The sequence below is a fragment of the Paraburkholderia sp. GAS41 genome, assembly GCF_050436545.1.
Classification (GTDB): Bacteria; Pseudomonadota; Gammaproteobacteria; order Burkholderiales; family Burkholderiaceae; genus Paraburkholderia.
Window position 1 is genome coordinate 148,423 of sequence record NZ_JBNDMK010000004.1, and the last position, 17,176, is coordinate 165,598.

General features: G+C 55.5%; 24 protein-coding genes. 17 read left to right on the forward strand and 7 right to left on the reverse strand.

What is annotated here, in order from left to right; genetic code table 11:
- Window positions 1-335 precede the first annotated feature (335 nt).
- The 4 genes from P3T43_RS08710 to P3T43_RS08725 all read left to right on the forward strand — a co-directional run bounded on the left by P3T43_RS08710 (window position 336) and on the right by P3T43_RS08725 (window position 2,943).
- A complete protein-coding gene (locus tag P3T43_RS08710; protein ID WP_429280638.1) occupies window positions 336-1,025 on the forward strand; it encodes a tyrosine-type recombinase/integrase in 690 nt (229 codons plus the stop codon).
- Window positions 1,026-1,196: 171 nt separating this feature from the next.
- Complete coding sequence (locus tag P3T43_RS08715) at window positions 1,197-1,637, forward strand: helix-turn-helix domain-containing protein (protein WP_429280639.1); 441 nt, start codon at window positions 1,197-1,199, stop codon at window positions 1,635-1,637.
- A gap of 53 nt (window positions 1,638-1,690) precedes the next feature.
- Window positions 1,691-2,269 (forward strand): hypothetical protein, encoded by a 579-nt coding sequence (locus P3T43_RS08720; RefSeq protein ID WP_429280640.1) that lies wholly within the window; start codon window positions 1,691-1,693, stop codon window positions 2,267-2,269.
- A 116-nt stretch (window positions 2,270-2,385) separates the two neighbouring features.
- Window positions 2,386-2,943 (forward strand): hypothetical protein, encoded by a 558-nt coding sequence (locus P3T43_RS08725; protein ID WP_429280641.1) that lies wholly within the window; start codon window positions 2,386-2,388, stop codon window positions 2,941-2,943.
- 145 nt (window positions 2,944-3,088) lie between these two features.
- Here the strand turns inward: P3T43_RS08725 and P3T43_RS08730 are convergent, their stop codons facing one another.
- The 6 genes from P3T43_RS08730 to P3T43_RS08755 form a co-directional block, all read right to left on the reverse strand.
- Complete coding sequence (locus tag P3T43_RS08730) at window positions 3,089-3,592, reverse strand: hypothetical protein (RefSeq protein WP_429280642.1); 504 nt, start codon at window positions 3,590-3,592, stop codon at window positions 3,089-3,091.
- Entirely contained in the window at window positions 3,589-4,158 is a 570-nt protein-coding gene (locus tag P3T43_RS08735; RefSeq protein ID WP_429280643.1) for a hypothetical protein, read from the reverse strand. The genes P3T43_RS08730 and P3T43_RS08735 overlap by 4 nt, the downstream gene beginning before the upstream one ends.
- Window positions 4,155-4,604: a hypothetical protein gene (locus tag P3T43_RS08740; RefSeq protein WP_429280644.1), complete on the reverse strand. Its 450-nt coding sequence runs from the start codon at window positions 4,602-4,604 to the stop codon at window positions 4,155-4,157. The genes P3T43_RS08735 and P3T43_RS08740 overlap by 4 nt, the downstream gene beginning before the upstream one ends.
- A gap of 617 nt (window positions 4,605-5,221) precedes the next feature.
- Entirely contained in the window at window positions 5,222-6,865 is a 1,644-nt protein-coding gene (locus P3T43_RS08745; RefSeq protein ID WP_429280645.1) for a VapE domain-containing protein, read from the reverse strand.
- Window positions 6,858-7,121: a hypothetical protein gene (locus tag P3T43_RS08750; protein WP_429280646.1), complete on the reverse strand. Its 264-nt coding sequence runs from the start codon at window positions 7,119-7,121 to the stop codon at window positions 6,858-6,860. The genes P3T43_RS08745 and P3T43_RS08750 overlap by 8 nt, the downstream gene beginning before the upstream one ends.
- Before the next feature lie 402 nt (window positions 7,122-7,523).
- Entirely contained in the window at window positions 7,524-8,474 is a 951-nt protein-coding gene (locus tag P3T43_RS08755) for a baseplate hub protein (protein ID WP_429280647.1), read from the reverse strand.
- Between the two features lie 129 nt (window positions 8,475-8,603).
- On the opposite strand from P3T43_RS08755, the gene P3T43_RS08760 reads away from it, so the two are divergent.
- From P3T43_RS08760 to P3T43_RS08820, 13 genes are all read left to right on the forward strand, one after another.
- Complete coding sequence (locus P3T43_RS08760; RefSeq protein WP_429280648.1) at window positions 8,604-9,110, forward strand: hypothetical protein; 507 nt, start codon at window positions 8,604-8,606, stop codon at window positions 9,108-9,110.
- Window positions 9,111-9,124: 14 nt separating this feature from the next.
- On the forward strand, window positions 9,125-9,475 hold the full coding sequence (locus P3T43_RS08765; protein WP_429280649.1) for a hypothetical protein: 351 nt from the start codon (window positions 9,125-9,127) through the stop codon (window positions 9,473-9,475).
- Window positions 9,475-9,891: a hypothetical protein gene (locus P3T43_RS08770; protein WP_429280650.1), complete on the forward strand. Its 417-nt coding sequence runs from the start codon at window positions 9,475-9,477 to the stop codon at window positions 9,889-9,891. The genes P3T43_RS08765 and P3T43_RS08770 overlap by 1 nt, the downstream gene beginning before the upstream one ends.
- Window positions 9,891-11,984 carry a lytic transglycosylase domain-containing protein gene (locus P3T43_RS08775; protein WP_429280651.1) on the forward strand — a complete coding sequence of 698 codons (2,094 nt, stop codon included), beginning with the start codon at window positions 9,891-9,893 and terminating at the stop codon, window positions 11,982-11,984. The genes P3T43_RS08770 and P3T43_RS08775 overlap by 1 nt, the downstream gene beginning before the upstream one ends.
- A 2-nt stretch (window positions 11,985-11,986) precedes the next feature.
- A complete protein-coding gene (locus P3T43_RS08780; RefSeq protein WP_429280652.1) occupies window positions 11,987-12,511 on the forward strand; it encodes a hypothetical protein in 525 nt (174 codons plus the stop codon).
- An 85-nt stretch (window positions 12,512-12,596) separates the two neighbouring features.
- A complete protein-coding gene (locus tag P3T43_RS08785) occupies window positions 12,597-12,881 on the forward strand; it encodes a hypothetical protein (protein ID WP_429280653.1) in 285 nt (94 codons plus the stop codon).
- A gap of 2 nt (window positions 12,882-12,883) precedes the next feature.
- The gene (locus P3T43_RS08790; RefSeq protein ID WP_429280654.1) at window positions 12,884-13,195 is read left to right on the forward strand and encodes a hypothetical protein; all 312 of its coding nucleotides are present in this window, start codon (window positions 12,884-12,886) and stop codon (window positions 13,193-13,195) included.
- Between the two features lie 281 nt (window positions 13,196-13,476).
- Window positions 13,477-14,085: a hypothetical protein gene (locus tag P3T43_RS08795; RefSeq protein WP_429280655.1), complete on the forward strand. Its 609-nt coding sequence runs from the start codon at window positions 13,477-13,479 to the stop codon at window positions 14,083-14,085.
- A 75-nt stretch (window positions 14,086-14,160) separates the two neighbouring features.
- Entirely contained in the window at window positions 14,161-14,322 is a 162-nt protein-coding gene (locus P3T43_RS08800) for a hypothetical protein (protein ID WP_429280656.1), read from the forward strand.
- A 61-nt stretch (window positions 14,323-14,383) separates the two neighbouring features.
- Complete coding sequence (locus tag P3T43_RS08805) at window positions 14,384-14,557, forward strand: hypothetical protein (RefSeq protein WP_429280657.1); 174 nt, start codon at window positions 14,384-14,386, stop codon at window positions 14,555-14,557.
- A 65-nt stretch (window positions 14,558-14,622) separates the two neighbouring features.
- Window positions 14,623-15,153: a hypothetical protein gene (locus tag P3T43_RS08810; RefSeq protein WP_429280658.1), complete on the forward strand. Its 531-nt coding sequence runs from the start codon at window positions 14,623-14,625 to the stop codon at window positions 15,151-15,153.
- Window positions 15,154-15,304: 151 nt separating this feature from the next.
- Window positions 15,305-15,517 carry a hypothetical protein gene (locus P3T43_RS08815; protein ID WP_429280659.1) on the forward strand — a complete coding sequence of 71 codons (213 nt, stop codon included), beginning with the start codon at window positions 15,305-15,307 and terminating at the stop codon, window positions 15,515-15,517.
- A gap of 179 nt (window positions 15,518-15,696) precedes the next feature.
- Window positions 15,697-16,299, forward strand: coding sequence for a hypothetical protein (locus P3T43_RS08820; protein ID WP_429280660.1), 603 nt, complete (start codon window positions 15,697-15,699; stop codon window positions 16,297-16,299).
- A 267-nt stretch (window positions 16,300-16,566) separates the two neighbouring features.
- Here P3T43_RS08820 and P3T43_RS08825 read toward each other — a convergent pair whose 3' ends face one another.
- Window positions 16,567-16,857, reverse strand: coding sequence for an HU family DNA-binding protein (locus P3T43_RS08825; RefSeq protein WP_429280778.1), 291 nt, complete (start codon window positions 16,855-16,857; stop codon window positions 16,567-16,569).
- Window positions 16,858-17,176: the final 319 nt, after the last annotated feature.

Genomic DNA, 17,176 nt, shown 5'->3' on the forward strand with positions numbered 1-17,176 from the left:
GCCTATCTACTGTGCTCCGTTCCGCGTCATGGGACACAGCAGGGACACGAATTATGGCAACCATTACAAAGCGCGTCAATAGCAAGGGCGATGTATCGTTTCAGGTGAAATGTCGGAGGCTAGGCTTTCCCCCGAAATCGTCAACATTCAGTGTACGCGCGGACGCTGTCAAATGGGCGCGATCCGTCGAGCGGGAATGGGATAACGGACCTGTCGAGCCGGCCGCCCCTGTGCAGACTGAGACATTGGGCGATGTATTGAAGCTCTACGATCAGCGTTGCGTCCCGGCGCACAAGTCGAGCGCTGACGAATCAAACCGGATCAAACGATTTCTGATGCATCCGATCAGCAAGGTACGCGCGGCCGATATCACCCCCGCCACTCTCGCGGCTTTCCGCGATGAAAGGTTGGCACTCGTCAAGCCCGGTACGGTCCTGAAAGAACTGAACATTATCCGCGCTGCGATGAATCGGGCGATCGATTGGGGTATCGCCGTGCCTGTCGTCAAGGTCAAGCGTCCAAAGGCGCCGGCCGCACGGGATCGCGTGCTCAGGGAAGACGAGGAAGGTCCATTGCTGGCGGCCTGTCTCGCGTCGACAAACGTCTACCTGCACGGCGCCGTAGTGTTTGCGCTCGAAACAGCCATGCGCCAGGGTGAGATTCTGAGTCTTCGCCGCGACTCGATCGACTGGGATCGGCGCACGTGCCGGCTTCACGACACAAAGAATGGTTGCGCTCGGGACGTGCCGCTGTCGAGCCGCGCACTAGCCGTGCTTCGATCCCTACCCGGCGGATCCGATTGTATGTTTGATACCCTGGACCTGTCGCACGCGTTCATACGCGCCGTGCGGGCCGCGAAAATCCCTCATATCCGGTTTCACGACCTACGGCATACCGCCTGCTCACGCCTCGCGCGCAAGTTAACGACGGTGCAATTGCAGGCGGTCTCCGGTCACAAAACGTTGGCGATGCTTCAGCGATACGTCCACCTCCGCGCGGACGACATTGTCTCGTTGCTCGATTAAACGCCTCTCAAAGGCGTAGGAAGACCCGTCAGATAAGGCGTGGGACATGAGATAAAGCCGAAAATGCATGTCGTGCCTTCAAAGTGCATATTATGCTTGTAAAAATGCACGACATGCCATATTCTCTAGTCACCTGATGCATTTTCGCGGACGGACAACATAGGACGAATCATGACTGAAAACCAAATCGGCGCCGCTATCCGGGCTTGGCGCGTTGCATGCGGGCTTACCATCGCGGAACTGTCGGAAAAGGCTGGCGTGTCGACCCTGAGCAAGATCGAGACTGGCGCGGTATCGGCTACCGGTCCCGTGCTCGAACGCCTGGCCGCTGTGATGGGCCTGACGCTTTCCGAAATGTTCACCGTTCCGGCCGGCGATAGTAGAGCGCTCGCTGCATTTCGCAGAGAAAACATTGATGCTCGCGAGCCAACGTCTAAGGCTGTCGCCGCGACGCCGGATCGGGCGCTTTTCAATGCGATCGTTGGCGGAATCATCGCCAATACAGAGTGGTCAAACTCGACCCATGCAACAGCAGAGAAAAATGGCATGACCTTCGCCGAAGTCGTAAAGTCTACTGCACTCGACCTGACGTTGCAGATTCAACTCAGCTAACCAGCACACGCGCTCGAACATTGGCGCGTTTTCAATATCCAGGATAACTAACCATGTTTAAGAAAATTCTCATCGTTGCTGTCGCCTTGCTCGCGCCCATCGGCGCCCATGCTCAAAGTGACTATTCGACTGATGCGGCGCTCGCCAGTCAAAGCGGTGGCACAGGCCGCAACGCCGCTGCAATCGGCCTGTATAACCAGGCGGTCGCGCCGCGCATTGATGCATACGGAAACAGGCTTCCGTCCATCGCCGAACGGTGCCGTCAATCGCTCGCCAATGGCGGCGTTCTTACAGGGCCATGCGTGGACGTTCAGCTTGTGGCGCGGCTCGCGGGTAAGCCTGACCCTACCCTTTCGCAACCCGTACCGGCGGCGCGCGACTCCGAAGGTATGCCGGCGGGCCTTGCCTCTTTCACGGCCAACCAAAGCGAATACGAAACGGCCGCGCTTCGTCACGTCGCGGGAACGCACGTCGAGATTTCAACCGTTCATTGTCTGGACGGACAGGGGTTTCTATCCCGCAACGCGCAAGCCGGTTCGACCACGTTCGGTTGTGCGTATCCGACCAATCATTGGGGAGCGTTTATCGTTCATTGGGATAGCGGGAACGACCGGACGTATAAGGTTTTTTGACCCGCAGTTGTCCCACGCGATAGCCGCGCCTTGTGTGGCAACGAAGCGGGCGCCCTTATGAGGCGATTGATACCGCGTATCGCCTGGTACACAGAAAATATATAGGATACCTAATCATGTATAAGAAGATCGCTTTAGCTGCTGCGCTGATCGCGTTCGGATCGGCCTTCGTTGTATGGTTCGCACACGCCGTACAGCCGGCGCCTACCCCGGCAGTAGTACCGCAGGTATCGAGCGATACCGCGACGCCCGTATCAAACCCATGGGTTCAAACGTGGACCCGCACAAATACCGATGACAATGGAAATGATCACGTCGAGACTGAATATGTCGACACGGCGCATATTACGCGCAACGATGACGGTTCATTCTATGTAACCGTGCGCACAGAATACAGCGACGGCAATCCGCTTATTCGGCCTAGCGGAAGCTCTCAAGACCTAAGTCCGGCGGATACGATTTACAACCAGTTTGTGACTTGGCGCCTGAAGGGCGAATGTAGCGCGTTGCAGTTTGAGATTGGGGGATCCTCCTACTACGCGAAAGACGGCCACAAGGTATTCAGCGAGCCAAACGCGGGGGAGTTCTCAACCGAATACAGCGAGTTTGGCGCGAAAACCGATGATTACATGACCTTCGTAGAAGCATGCGAGGATGCAAAGAAAGTGAAATAGCCTCTCAGTTGTCCCATGTGATCGCCGCGCCTTTACGGTAGACGAAGCGGACGCCTTTATAGAGCGTCCGCTTTTCTTTTGGGCTTCAGGACAAAACCGTATAAACGGTATATACGGTTTATCGTTTCACGTGAAACGCTTAGGACTACCCGCCAAGGATCTTCGACAGCCAATCGAGACCGCGCAGGGCTCGCGACTCCTGCTCTACCCTCTTCGCTTCCCGCTCTGCTGCGCGCGCCTGGTTCAACGCCTCATCATGCCTCGATCCGCCGTGCGTGCTGAAGTGCATCGGGCCGTTACCGCGCAAGCCTAGCGAGTTATACAAACCCGGCCGGCGGAACGTGTCCGACTTAGTCGCATTCGTTGGCTGTGCGTCACCGTACCCTTGAATCTGCGATGCACGCTCAAGCATGCGATGCACGGCGACGCTCGGCCGCTCGATTTCGGTCTGTAGCTGCACGCCGGATTCGACGGCCGGCGCGGTATCAATCGCCTCTTCAGGGCGCGGCTTGGCGCTTGATTTCCGCCCTTTGGCGCCTTTGGGACTTTTGCGGGTCTGCGTACCCTTCGGATCGCTGAAGAACGTTGCAGCGGGCTCGCTCGCGGGCTTCGTGCTCAGTCTCTCGACAAGCTTTTCTCTCAGGCTCATTGTGTGGGCTCCAGATCGTTCGTTTTCAGTTTCAGATCAAGGGCAAGCTCGACAGGGCTCAGCGGGTCGCCCGCCTGCTTTGCCGGATCCGGCCAGCGTCCATTCCTTTGATGCTTCAGCGCAAACGGCCGTGCATCGTTGATCGCCTCGCAAATCGCAAACAAGTCTTCGAGAAACGGCTCATTTTCCGGCGACGATTCCAGAACGGCCAAAAGCGCCTTCTGCTGGCTTCGTTCGTCTGCCAATACCAGACCCTCAACAAAGGCGCGCCAGGCTGGCGTAAGGTCTGCTGGCGTCCAGTCGAAGCCGCCTAGTGTGGTGCGAATCGCGTTGCTCATCCATGTATGGTTCGCCTCGTAAGCGACGCCAAGGTCTGACGCTATGTGTTGGGTCTCTTCGGGCTCGTCCGCCGGGTTCTGACGATAGAACGAATCGACGCCACCGCGCTCTAGCTCGGGATCGCGCAAGCACATGCGATACAGCGCACGCTCCGCGACGTGCTCGCCGTGCTGTTCCGCAATCTCGCAAAGCAGCACGCGCGAGCCTTCGTCTAGTTCGATACTCACGACCGCTTCCCCGCCGCCAATACGCCCTTCAGGAATGCGTGCGGATCCTTCACGCCTCGCGGGTTTTCATCCGGGTTCTGCGTGCCGATATGACCTTGTAGCTGCGACATAAGCGCCAGTGCCGTTACCTTGGTTTTAGCTGGCACCAGCGGGTCATTGATGATACCGGCGAGCGTCACCACGCTATGACCTTTCGTCCAATACTTCGTAACGTTAAGCCGGCCGAAAAACTCACGGCGGCGAAACTGAACGTATGGGTCTGCTTCTGCGGTCTCAACCCACGCCAAGATCCCTTGCATTGGGACGCCACAAGCGGAGGCCGCCTGGACGTCAGACCGGCCGCGAAAGATCGCTTCAAGGTACTTATCCAGAATCGCGTGCTGATCGGCTGTCAGGTGGCGCGTGGGGGCGCCTTGCTCGACGGGTAGCGCGGTAACGTTGGACATGGTTTATTCCCCGTGGAAATGTGACGACATTATACGGCCTAAACACACAAATATCAATCTGTCAAGCTCGGCGGCAATAGGAAAACACCTAGTCATACTGGCACGCTAATACCAGTCCAGTTAGAGACTGCACCGCCGCGACAATCGCCTAATTGAGGCGTGGGAGCCCTGACCTAGCCGCGCCAGTATTTGGCGTGGGACTCGCGCGGGCCTTGCCGCGAGTTGGTCGCAATTCCTTAGTGCTACGCCATTGGTTATAAAACTGTAAGCACTAAGGAATTGCACTAAGGAAAAATCGCTGTGAGCCGCGCCAGTATTGACTTCCATCACCTTACATTTACCCTTAGTGCTTTAGTGCTCTAGTGAAATGAATTTATATATACACACAGGAATACAGGTCTTAATGCTCTATGCGCGGCGAAATCACTAAGCACTAGCACTAGCACTAAGGGGCAAAATCGCGGCTAGAGCCTTTACTGGCGGGCATTTGCGGCCGATACCCTTAGTGCTACCTCGTTAGTGCACTAAGCCGCACTACGCGCCGATCGGTGATCCAGAAGCGAAAACGGCGCACCTTTAGGGATGCGCCGCGTGGGTGTTACTCTGCAAAACCGGTCTTAGAATCCTTCCACCTTCCTTACAGTTCCGGAGATTACCCTAGCCTCGTCCGCTTCCCCGTCCGCACCGATAGCCGTGAGCAACGCCGCTTTGGTCTGATGGTCATAGAAAGCGAAGCCCGGTACGCGTCCGGACTCCCGTTTAGCCGGAATCCCGCCACCTTTCATACCGCACGCTTTGGCAAGGTCCATCAAAAATCGCCGTTCTTTCGTCGGATCGAGCGGCGTTGCGGCCGCCTGAATGGCCGTGATCAGGTCGGAGCGATCGTAAAAAACGAACGTCTTACCGGATCCGTCGCGCGCCTTGATTTCACGACACGGTGCATTACTCAAAGCCGCGATGATATGCGGTGCAACGCTGTCGTCACGAATCGTCCCGCGATCGTTTTGCACTTCGTTCTGGCTGTGCTCAAACACCATTTTCGAAGCGCTACGAACCATGTCGCGATAGCCGTCAAGGCCGCCATTGTTTTCGAGCCAGTGCCGCGCTTCTGCCATGAGTTGCCACAGGCCACCGTTTTTCAGTTCGTCGAAGTTAGCCTTGAAACCTTGGATCTGCTGCGGTTGGCCTTCGATATCGTCGCCTTGTCCGCAGTGCATAACGAACAGTCGGCGATTGCCGCTAGGATCACGATAGACCGCTTCGTATTTGTTGATATCGCCGATACAGATCCACTGGCGCGGAGTCAACAGCGAGCCTTCAAATTTAAAGCTGAACGAATCGTGTGTGCGCGTAATGAAATCTTTTGTGCGGTTTAGCTCGGCACGGTTGGCGCCAGCTAGCTCGCCAAGGTTACACACTACCGACTGGCCGGTGATATCGCGAAGGAAGTCGATCCGGTTGCTGTCGAGATTGAACTGAATCGAGTCGGCTTGATCGTCGCCGGTCAACATGCGCGCAAGCAATTTGCCAAAATAAGATTTGCCGCAATCCATCGCGCCGCAGAGTACCAGGACGATCGGCGCGAGCTCACCCGGAAACATCATGCGGCAATAGAGCGACGTCCAGAAGTACAGGCCGAAAATGCGATTCTGCTCCGTGTCGTGAGACCCGAACATTTCAATCAACGCTGTCGACAGTCGCTCTTTACCATCCCATTCAATATTAGAAACAATTCCGTCTATGCGCTCGGAAAGGTCGTTCTGGCGATGGTCGAGCGCATAGGCGCGCACGGCCTCGATCACTTCCTTAAGCTTAAGCTTGCGAAGACCCACGGCGTTATAGGCGTTCAGGAAGGCCGTACCGCTGTAAAAGTCATCTACGATCACGCCGGCATGATCAACGATGCGGCCGCGAAATTTATCGAAGTGCGGCTTGGCTTCGGCACCCTTGAACAGATAGTCGAGCACCACGCGTTTATTCGTATCCGTCGGCTCAGGCACGGCAACGTATTGATCTCCCATGCGGACCTTTCGCACGTCTGAAAACTGAATGACGTCTTCGAGTTCTTTCGCGCGCTCTACGATATCGGGAATCTGAGCCGCATTTGCAGCGATCAGCGCCTTTTCTTTGAACGTCTCGACACTCGAAGCCCGGATAGCATCGGCTTTTTCAAGCGCGGCCGCGCTGAAGCCCTGCATTTCAAGCTGAAACTCTTCCGAGTTCACTTCGGCTTCTGTCGGGGGCGCGATTTTCTTAGCCATGGTGACCCCCGATCTTAAGGGCCGTTCTCACCATATAGCGAACGCCCGTACCTTCGACGTTGGGGATCTTGCCGGCCGCGATCGAGGCGCGCGCAATGATATAGGCGCCCACGAATTTAATTACGACTTCGCCGCTGAAATCGCCGTGAATAAGGTCGACGCACGCAATCGCGTCCGAGTAGTACTGGGAAAGGGTGTTTTGCAGGCTTGTCCGATTGCGAAAAAGCCGCTTGTTTACGGATGGGGAATCTGACATACTGAACACCTCAGATATCTTTGGCCCACGGCGTTGACAGCGCTTAGTGGGCCAATTTTTTGGCCGCTGCAATTGCCTATCGCAGTTGCGCCACCTGGCGCACCGGATAGAGCCCCGGCCTTTCTGAGGGTCGAAATGTTTCGAATGGCTTCGAACGATTTCGACGGATTGACTATATAGGGTTTACCCCCGGTAATCAAGCAATTTGACCCTAGTAGTGGAAACCTATTTTTATCATGGTATCAAAACCACTAGGATATCAACCGCATTAAGCCGCGCGGCCCGCACTCCTCTTCTTAAAGAACCAGTGACCGAAAACCATAAGGTCATAGGCACAGAAACCGGCGCATACGATGTTTGCGATTGTGTTCAACATGGTTGGTTATCCTATTTAAAGATGGATTAGAACGCGAGAACAGCATTCGCAGGCGGCACGGCGTCAACCGTTAGATAGAAAGCCTCGTCGCGCGACGTCAGGTCATACTCAAGACTGAACGGAACCCATCCAATGCTGTTAAACCATGGGCTTTGTGTCGACTGGACCTGAACGTTAGAAATCAGGCGAATGCGCGGGTCAAGAAGCGTCTTGAAACGAATCCCCTGCTCTGTCGCGCCCACCTGGCCGATAAACTCATCCACGGTGATAGCGGCCTGATTTGCGATGGTGGCGCCAAGGTCACGCGCGACTAGCGTGCCGTCCATATCAATGAAGACTTCGACACGCGGCCCGATCGCCGGCACTAACGCAGCAAGCTCTTTAACCAGTTGACCGACATAGATCGCACCCGAAAAAGGATTCGTAACGAGCACGTCATTAACCGACGTGTTGCAAATGTAGTTGCAACCAATCTGACTCGCTACCCACTGCACCATATAGGCGAATGTCTGTTGACCCCCAGGCCATGCGGTTGGAACGCGAGTCTTGTCGACCTGATTTGTCGCGGCCAGAATGTTCACACCCATGTTTGGAAAATCCCCTATCGGCCGCGACAGGAATGCTTGTCCAGTGAAGATAGGTGCCGCGTTGGTCGCCGTCTGGTAGCTCGCACCTACGGTCGTGTTAGACGGTTGTGCGTACCCCGCGACGATTTCAACGGGAATCCATGCGCTTTCTATCTGCGCGCCGTTGGCCGTGCCGATTTGTACGCGATTGTTTGTGTACGCATTGATCCGTGACAGTAACGTTTGACGCAGCGTTTGCGACAGGTTCGTAACGGTAATGTCCGCCACCGTCTGAGTCACGTACGCGTTTCGTTTGATATGTACGTGCAGATCCAACGTGTCGTCAAGCGTCACAATCGAACCATTCGGCATTGTGAACTTGACCTGAAGGGTTCGCTGACCGATTGGCATGATTGGCATTCCTAACGTTTAGTTATCCCCAGTGTATCAAAAAGAATCGCAAATTGCTATAGCAATTTAGAAACGCCATGTCTATAATGGTAAACACCAACCCGGCTCACATCACAAGGATACTTAGTTATGCTAAACACTATCCGAATCAAAGATGACTCGAATACCTATACGGCCGCCGAATTGCTCGACGATCCCTTGACCATTCACGCGATCGTATCGCGCGCTTCGCTGTCGACCTATTGCGCGTTACGCGTGCTCGGTTTCTCGACGCGTGAAGCCGCATGTACGGTTGACGAATTGAGCGGTCACCCTGACGCCGTAGAAGCGCTTATGGCGGGCTTCGAACTAACAACCCAATTCGCCGGCATGGTCGAAGACGTGATTGCGGCTGTAGGCGCTAAGAACATTCTGAAAGAGCAAACCCGCGTTCGGGATCGTATCGCACACGCCTGTACCGAATCGCTGTTGATGCTCAATACGAAATGCAGGCTCGACGCTGGCGAGCAATCGACGTTCCAGAAGGCACGCTCAGACAAGGCACTCGCGGCGCTCCGTTCGCTGAAGTTTACGCAATTCGAACAGGGTCGCATTGAACGTGCGCGCGTCGGCTCTTGCCGGCCTAATTTCGACTAACCCGGAACTAAGCAATGGTTCGCTCACGAATCACCGAATGGTGCGGCGAAGATGGAAAGCTTCTAACCGTGAAGCTTTACCGCGCCCTACCCGCGATCATCGCGGCAACGCGAATGCGCCGTAAGCGCGATACCCTTGAGATTAACGTACATGGCCGCGACGTTCGCACGGTTGCACAGTCTCAGGGATTCAACAGGATCCCGAAGAACGTTCTGTCGCGCGCGATGATCGCGGCCGGCGCTACCCCATGGGAGTTTACCGGAGGAAGTCGCCAGTACATATTCAGGGGCGCCATGCACGCGGCCGAAGTGGTCGCCATGGTATCGAAAAACATCGATCAACATTTCACACAGGAAAGCGAGTGATGGAAGCCGCGAACATTGTAAAACTGGCCGATGGCCGCGAAGCGACGCTAGGCGAGTTCAACGCGCTTGACGGGTTCGAAATCAAACACCAATGGCTCGAAGTGCATGAGACCAACGATGACGTCAAGCGCCGCCGGATCATCGTTCGCGTGCTCGCTTATGTATCGATCGATGGTCGACCGCTTGCCGGTGAAGGAGCGATTAACGCCGCGCTGAAGTCATGGCTTGACGTGGATAAGCTGGTTGAATCGTGCCTTGCGTTCAATAGCATCACGTCGAAGGTGGTAGACGATGCATTGGGGCCGAAGTATGCCGCGATCGGCGAACAGATGGGCGCCGGCTTCCTGGGCGAAGTCGTTCGCATGTATGGCCCGATGCTCGAATTGATGGCTAAAAATATTGAGGAGTCCAAGTAATGGCCGATGATCTCGACAAGTTCGTACTTCAGTACACCGTGGAGCTAAAAGACTCGATAGATCGGCTCAACAAGCTCCGCGAGAAGATGGACGGCGTTGATAAGACACACGAAAAGTCTTCAAAGAACCTGAAGGAGTTTACGCAACACTTCAAGGGCTTGACGTCCGAGATTGGCGGCTCTATCGGTTCACTGGGGAAACTGGCAAGCGCGGCCGGTCCTGTTGGCGCGGCAATCACGGCTGTAGGGCTCGCAATCAAGTTTGCATCCGATCAGGTAGGCGAATACAACGCCAATCTTAAGATTGCCTACGGAACAGGTGTAAGCCTTACCAACCTGGAAGGTCTTCGGCGCAGTCTCACCGCAAGTGGGAATGTTGATCGAGCAACGGTCGACAACAGTCTAAGCAGTATGGCGAACCTGGTTTCTGCCGCGCGCATTGACCCGACAGGCGCCGAAGCGCGCAAGCTCGCAATGATGGGCGGCAACGTGGGCTCATCCGTTCAAGACAATCTAGGCTTGATCGGGCAGCGCTTTCAGGGTATGGACAAGGGGCAAGCCGAAGCACTCGGTATGACGTATGGCGGCCTTGACCCGCGCATGGTTGACGAAATGCGCAGCAAGGGTGCGGACGCCGGCAAGATCAACATGAGCGATGATCAGATCGCCAACATTCAGCAGTACAACCAGAATCTTAAGGATTTGAACACGACGTTCAACGAGGGTAAAAGCGCCATCAAAGAGTTCTCTGTCGGCTTCGCCGCGACGATGGTTGAGATGGGAAAGGCGACAGGTAAAGCTCTTAGCCCGTCCGCGAATGGTGGTTGGCTCGCGTGGATGAAAAAGATGGGTGACAGTGCCATGCTTGCGGATGGTGGTCCGGTTGACCCCAACAATAGCGTACTGAAAGATACGCAAGCGGCGATCGCTGGCGTCGCAGAGCAACGCGAAAAACTCGTCGAAGATGCGAAGAAAGATAAGGAAGCTCAACAGACGACGTTTGACGCTTCGACGGAATTTGCGCGCGCCGCTGCACTGTTCCAATCGTCAGTGAATGCCTTCACTACCACGCTCGACGAAAAGACCGTGGACGCTACCCTAGCCGGCGAGTCAGGCGCGGCCGGTGGTATGGGCGGCTCTGCATCCGGCCGCGTCGCGCAAGGGGGCGGAACAACCTTTACTCCGGGTAGTGGCGGATCCGGTGATTGGAAGTCGAGCCCGTATGCCTCGCTTATCGAAGCGAGCGCGAAGAAATACAACCTTGATCCCGCGCTTATGTGGTCCGTCCTGATGACCGAATCAACCGGTGAAAACGGCAAGACGAGCCCGACAGGCGCAAAGGGTTTGATGCAGATCAATCATGGCAACTGGAAAGCATACGGTAACGGGCGAGACATTATGGACCCGGCCGCGAATATCGAGGTAGGCGCTCGCGTGCTTCGCGAATCAATCGACCGGGCGCACGGCGATATCACTGGCGGCCTCAACAATTACAACGGCAACTCAGACCCCGCCTATGTCGCAAAGGTTAACGGCTTCTACCGTGGTTCGATGGGTACGGGTCAATATCACCCCGTCGCGAATGCGAACAACTCGACAATGGGTAAGACGGCAAGTTTTGCGCAAACGCGCCTTCGTGACGTTGCCGGTGCGATCGCGGCCGGCATGCACGGGCAAGGCATTACGCCCGAAATGCTTTTGCGCGGCACGTACAACAAAGGCGACGTAAACATTGGCTATCAGCGTGCCATGTCGGACGCGAAAGTTGAGTTTATGAACGCGTATCAGGCCGCGAATGCTGGCGGTATGAATATCGTTCAGAAACAGGCCGCCGCGCAGCGATTGAAGACCGCAGCGCTAAACGAACGCAACCTTGAAGCGAACGGCGCTGAAGTGTTGGCCCGCTCGCGTGAAGGCGGCCAAACGTCACTCACACAGGGGCAAACGATCGCGATCGGCTCGCCGAACATTGCGGTCAACCTCAACGGCTTCAAGGGCTTTGACGAAAAAGAATTCGAACGCAGAGTGGAAGACGTGCTCGGCAAGACCTTTCAGCAGGTTCTTAACGATATGAGAACGGGGGATAAAATCTAACCATGGCGCGCAAACTGAAAACCTTCGAAGTCCTAGGTTTGCGCTTCCGCACCACTCAAACCGGTGCTGTAAGCGCATTCGAGGAAATCAACCGGGCCGGCCCGCCTGACGCTATGGAAGTTTGCCGGTTGCTGGAAATCCAGACTGGCGAAGATGAATGGCTTAGGCTCGACACACGCGCCAAGGTTAACGAGCACATAAAGGAGCGTACCGGCTTCGTCCCTGCGCACGCCGTGCTGGAAGCGGTCTTGCTCGCATGGTCGGAAGTCAACACGGGCTTTATGCGCGACTGGAAGCCGCTCAAGGTTCCCGGATACCTGCGCGGCGACGTTGAAGCCCGCGTTGCGCCTGGTATCGATCCGATCATCGCCAGCCTGATCAACAGCGGTAAAGCCAATTTGCGCGAGCTAGAAGAGTACTACTCGCTAGAAGATGCGATACGCCTCTTTGACGTCAACATGGCCGCCAATATCACGCAGGCAGACGCCTCGTATCGGGCCGCCAAGGAAGCGAAGTCGCGGCGCTAAAAATATTCCGGCCTAAGAATAGCTTTTTGCGATTTAAGGGTTTATACTTAGGCCGTATCCTCACCAACTTAAGGGGGCTCGACCCATGTCGAACCACAAAGAAATCCAACACGCGTTCTTTATCGTCAACAAAACGTTGCACCCTAACGGCGATTTAAGCGTAGACGTGGACGACCTTATCGAAACGATCAGGAAGACTGCGAAAACCACGGTTGCGGATCGCGCTGCGCTGCGTATGGCAATGCTGAATATGCGCTTTACCTACCGTGAAGGCCGGTTCGTTATCACCATGGCTGACTTTGAGGCAATGTGCGCGAAGACCCGCGATGATTTTGTCGCGGCATGCCAGGCGGAAAAAGAGGAAGCCTAATCATGTTCGGAAAAGAGGAAGTAAGCATGTTGATCGCGGCTTGCCTGACTTATGGTGTCACACGCAACGCCGGCCAATCCGAATTGACATACGGATATGAAGACCTGAAGGCGGCCGCCGAACTGCTCAAGCTCGACGACTTCCCTTCAGCAAAAATTCTCTTCGGGATCATGCGCGAAATGGGGTTTCGAAACACAACTAGCGGATCCGCCGTGCGCATGGCCGCGCCTATGTTGACCGTGTTCAGTATCGTTCAGGGCGTAGCTGAAGAAGTCCGCGACGTTCTGGCCGAGGCTAAAAAATCCGAAAAATAAGTAGTAGGGTTTTCCCCTAAATAGCAAATTGTGATTTATACTGTATGCAAATCACTCAGGAGTGCAAACAAATGTCCGCATCCAATCGTCACCCTACCCGCGCGAACAAGGGTTTCGCTGTAGCCGACAAGCGCGTAGGTGTGCGCGTGCAACCTACCGTCAACGGTATTCCTGCGGTGAAGCCCGATGGTGATCGCGGCTCTAACGCGGGATCCACGCAACGCGCCGCGAAGTCTTCGACCGTCAAGGGTGAGAAATTCACGGGCAAAATGTCGCCTGCAATGGCCGCCAAAACGCTCGACTTCGCCATAACTGCATACAAGGTATGTAATGGCCTTTCGTATGTTCGCGATGTTCGCGCCAATTTGCTGGCACAGGATGCGGCCGGTGTCGATATTCCGCCGGAACTGCAAGGCAAGGTCGAGGAATGTTGGCGTGCCGCCTGCGCCGCAGTACAGCAAGTTTTGGCGCAGTGTAATGGTCTCGCTCGCGAGAACGAGGCCGAAAAGACCGCAGCAGCGCAGGCGGCACAAGCCGAAGTCGTGCCTACTGCCGAAAGCGTCGCGGCGGGTGAGGAAGACGACACGATGGAAACGAACAGCGGTCAGGTTCCGCACAGTGGCGCTACTTCTGGCGCGCTCGACGCTGCGGCAACTGATGCGGGCCGTAAGGCCATTCTGGCACACGCTCAAAGCGTATCTTCTTTGCACGTTCCGACAGTCGACGCTGCAACGCGTTTGCAAATCGAGCAAGCGAACGCGCGTAAACAGTCACTGCAACGGGCGATAGCGAACGGCGATGAGCTCGAAGCGATCCGCCTTCGATTCGGTCTCGACCGGACCACGTCAACCGATCCGGTCGGCGATTTCATGCGCGCACTTAAAGGCTAACAACTACCTGAATACGCGGCTGTCATCACGAAGCCGCAACCCTCTCACCAAACCATCACTTTAGGAAACCTGATCATGTCGACCATCCCCGAAGCCAACGAAGCAACGCAGGCAGTAGCCGAAGCGACGAAGCCCGTCGAGCCAGAAGCCAAACCCGTAACCGTCAATACTGGCGCGACACTCGCCGAAGCCGCAGCGCTGTTCAAGACGAAGCCGCGCCTGAAGGGTCAACAGTAATCGAGTACTCGCGGCGCCAGCACGGGCCGCGCACTTTCCAATTTCAACAGGATAACTAAACATGGACACGCAAAAAATCAATTGCCGGTCGCGCGAAGACGGCGCGGTCGAGTTCGCCAGCGTTGCCGACTTTGAAGCGGCAATAAGTCTTCTGGCTGAAGATTCTACGTTGCCGAAAGCAGAACTCGCGGAACGTGTCGCCGCGCTCACGGCGAAGATGCTTACCGGAAAGTAACGCCTGTATCGCGGCGCCAGCACGGGCCGCCTTCAATCTTCAACATTAAATCTGGAATCCTTATCATGTGCAAAACTCAATTGGTAGGCAAGATGAATCGTCGAGACGCCGTTCTCTACGTTCTCACTTCGTGCGCCGATTCGACTATATCACTTGAGAACGTCGAAGCCTTTTATCACGTCATGAAAGACGGTCGCGGAGTTCGTCAGTTTTCCGCACATTTCACAAGGGACGGCATCGTTAAAAACCCACATATGCTCGCATTCGTTGCAGGTCCGTTCGGGGTGCCGATTTCAAACGCCCTTTCGAGAATGTGTGTAGGGGTCAAAATGGGGCCGCACAAACTAATACGGATTATGCTCGCTGGCCTGATGTACCTGCATTCGCGCGACCTGATCAGCGACGCGACTATCGATAAGTCGATTGAAGCAACCCTGGACACAGCGCGGGCTCGCGAGTTTCCTGGATGCGAAGAAATCATAGACGGTTACTGCGATTGGGCGGCCGCTCACCTTCGTGCATCGAATCTACCGCCTGACGTGATTGAGCGCGCGATCGAAGACGTAGAGTGCGCTATCGGACGGGTGACCGCGTGAACAACGATCAAGGCACAGGACCGCAACTGCCTAGTACTTTCATTGCCGATGCACTGCATACCCTAATGCTGGCGTGGGCGATGTTCAGGACGTGGGCCGCGAGTAAAGCCCTGTTCAAACACCTTAAAGAGAAATTCAAGAGGAAAACGAAATGATCCGCTCCGACGATATCAACAACTACGCGACGCCTAGCCGCGAACAGTTGGCGAAGCTTGCTATCAAAAATTTTCTTGAGACCATGTCGCCGGCCGTGCGCCTCGCCAACTATCGTTTGATCACCGGTTCGCAAACGCGCGGCCGTGCGTCAGGCGTCGAAACTGCTGGCATGGAAAGGCTTCGTAAAGAGCTAATGTCGAAGCGCTGACTAGTTGCGTACACCATAGGGTTTACTCTATACTCGCCTTTCACGTCACGGGCCGACCCGCTGGCGCTACCCAAGTCGCGATCCTCGCGCAGTTGACCGGCAGACCGGCCAGCGAAACAGCCTAGCACTACCCTCGCCAGAACTCGCGAGACTCCCAAGCCTTAGTTGGAGCCTCGCGCATGTCAAAACACAAGTCGCCCCATAACAAACCGAATCCCCTGCGAACCGTCGCGGCTGTCTATCGTATCGTCGCTCCGGACGGTCGTTTCTACCTTGGCGCGTCCAAACGAGTAGGCCGCAGGTTCAGCGATCACCGCAGCAAAGGCCGGCGCGGCTGTCACGAAAACGTAAACCTTCAAGCCTCGTTCGATACTCACGGTATCGACGCTCACCAATTCGTTTTGCTGGCGCGCGTCTATGAACTGGACAAGCTGGAAGCGACGGAACAGACCTGGCTATCGTTCTTTCTCGACGAATGTCCGGAGAAGCTTTTGAACCGCTCGCCGACAGCAGGAAAAGCAAACACAGGCATACGCCGCACAGAATCGGTCAAGGCGGCGCGGCGCGGCGAAGGTAATGCCAACGCATCACTTAGCGCGGCCAGCGTCGCCGCGATCCGCTCGACACTATCTGAACGCGGATCCGAATGGGGCTTACGGTCGAAGCTGGCGCGCGAGCACGGCGTATGTACTGCGACAATCTCGAAGATCGAGCGCGGCCAGCGATGGGGCTCTATTTCCCCAGTCGTCAAAGAGGCGTTAGAATGCGCTTCAGCGGCTTAGACGTGGGACGAATGATGGGACGCCGCGAGCACAGAAAGGCTAGAAATGAAAAAAGGGCTTACAGCATTGAAAGCCGTAAACCCTTGATTTTGCAGCAGAATCTTTGGAACGCCAGGCGGAAACCTTAGACGGGATCGCCTTGTAAGGGCGCCGCTCTACCAACTGAGCTAAGCACCCGCTCCGCGATTCTGCCTGCTGCTTATACGGTGCCGCGCTTTTCAGATTTCTCAATCTTCTAAACCGCATCACCCTCAAGCAGCAAGTCGATTAGTTTAGCGCATCTTTTAGCGCTTTGCCAGGCCTAAATTTCGGCACTTTTGCAGCCTTGATCTTGATCGCTGCGCCCGTGCGTGGGTTGCGGCCCGTGCGCGCCGTGCGCTTGCCGACCGCGAACGTACCAAAGCCCACCAGTGTCACCGAACCGCCCTTCTTCAACGTACCCTTAACGCCATCGATCACGGCATCCAATGCACGTCCTGCCGCCGCTTTCGAAATGTCGGCTTGTTGTGCAACGTGATCGATCAATTCCGTCTTATTCATTCCAACCCCCGAGAATATTTTTGGGCAATCGTAAAGGCGCTTTTTAGCGCCAAGTATCCATGCGGCACGGCAAGGACGCCGAGCCAGTCAATTAGAATTGGCCGAAACCCTTGTGTCAAGCGGGGTTGCGCCGGATTAGAGGGGACTTTTTCGCATCATTTGATAACCAAATCTTGCGGCTGCTGAATATGAGGACGATTCTGCAGTTTAGAGCGAAGGCATTGACCCATAGAGTGGGAAACGCCCTTCGGAAGCATGGGGAATGCATCCGTGAATTCACCTCAGATAATAAAAAACCCGCGGACCATGCCGCGGGTTTTTATTGATCCGAAGACTA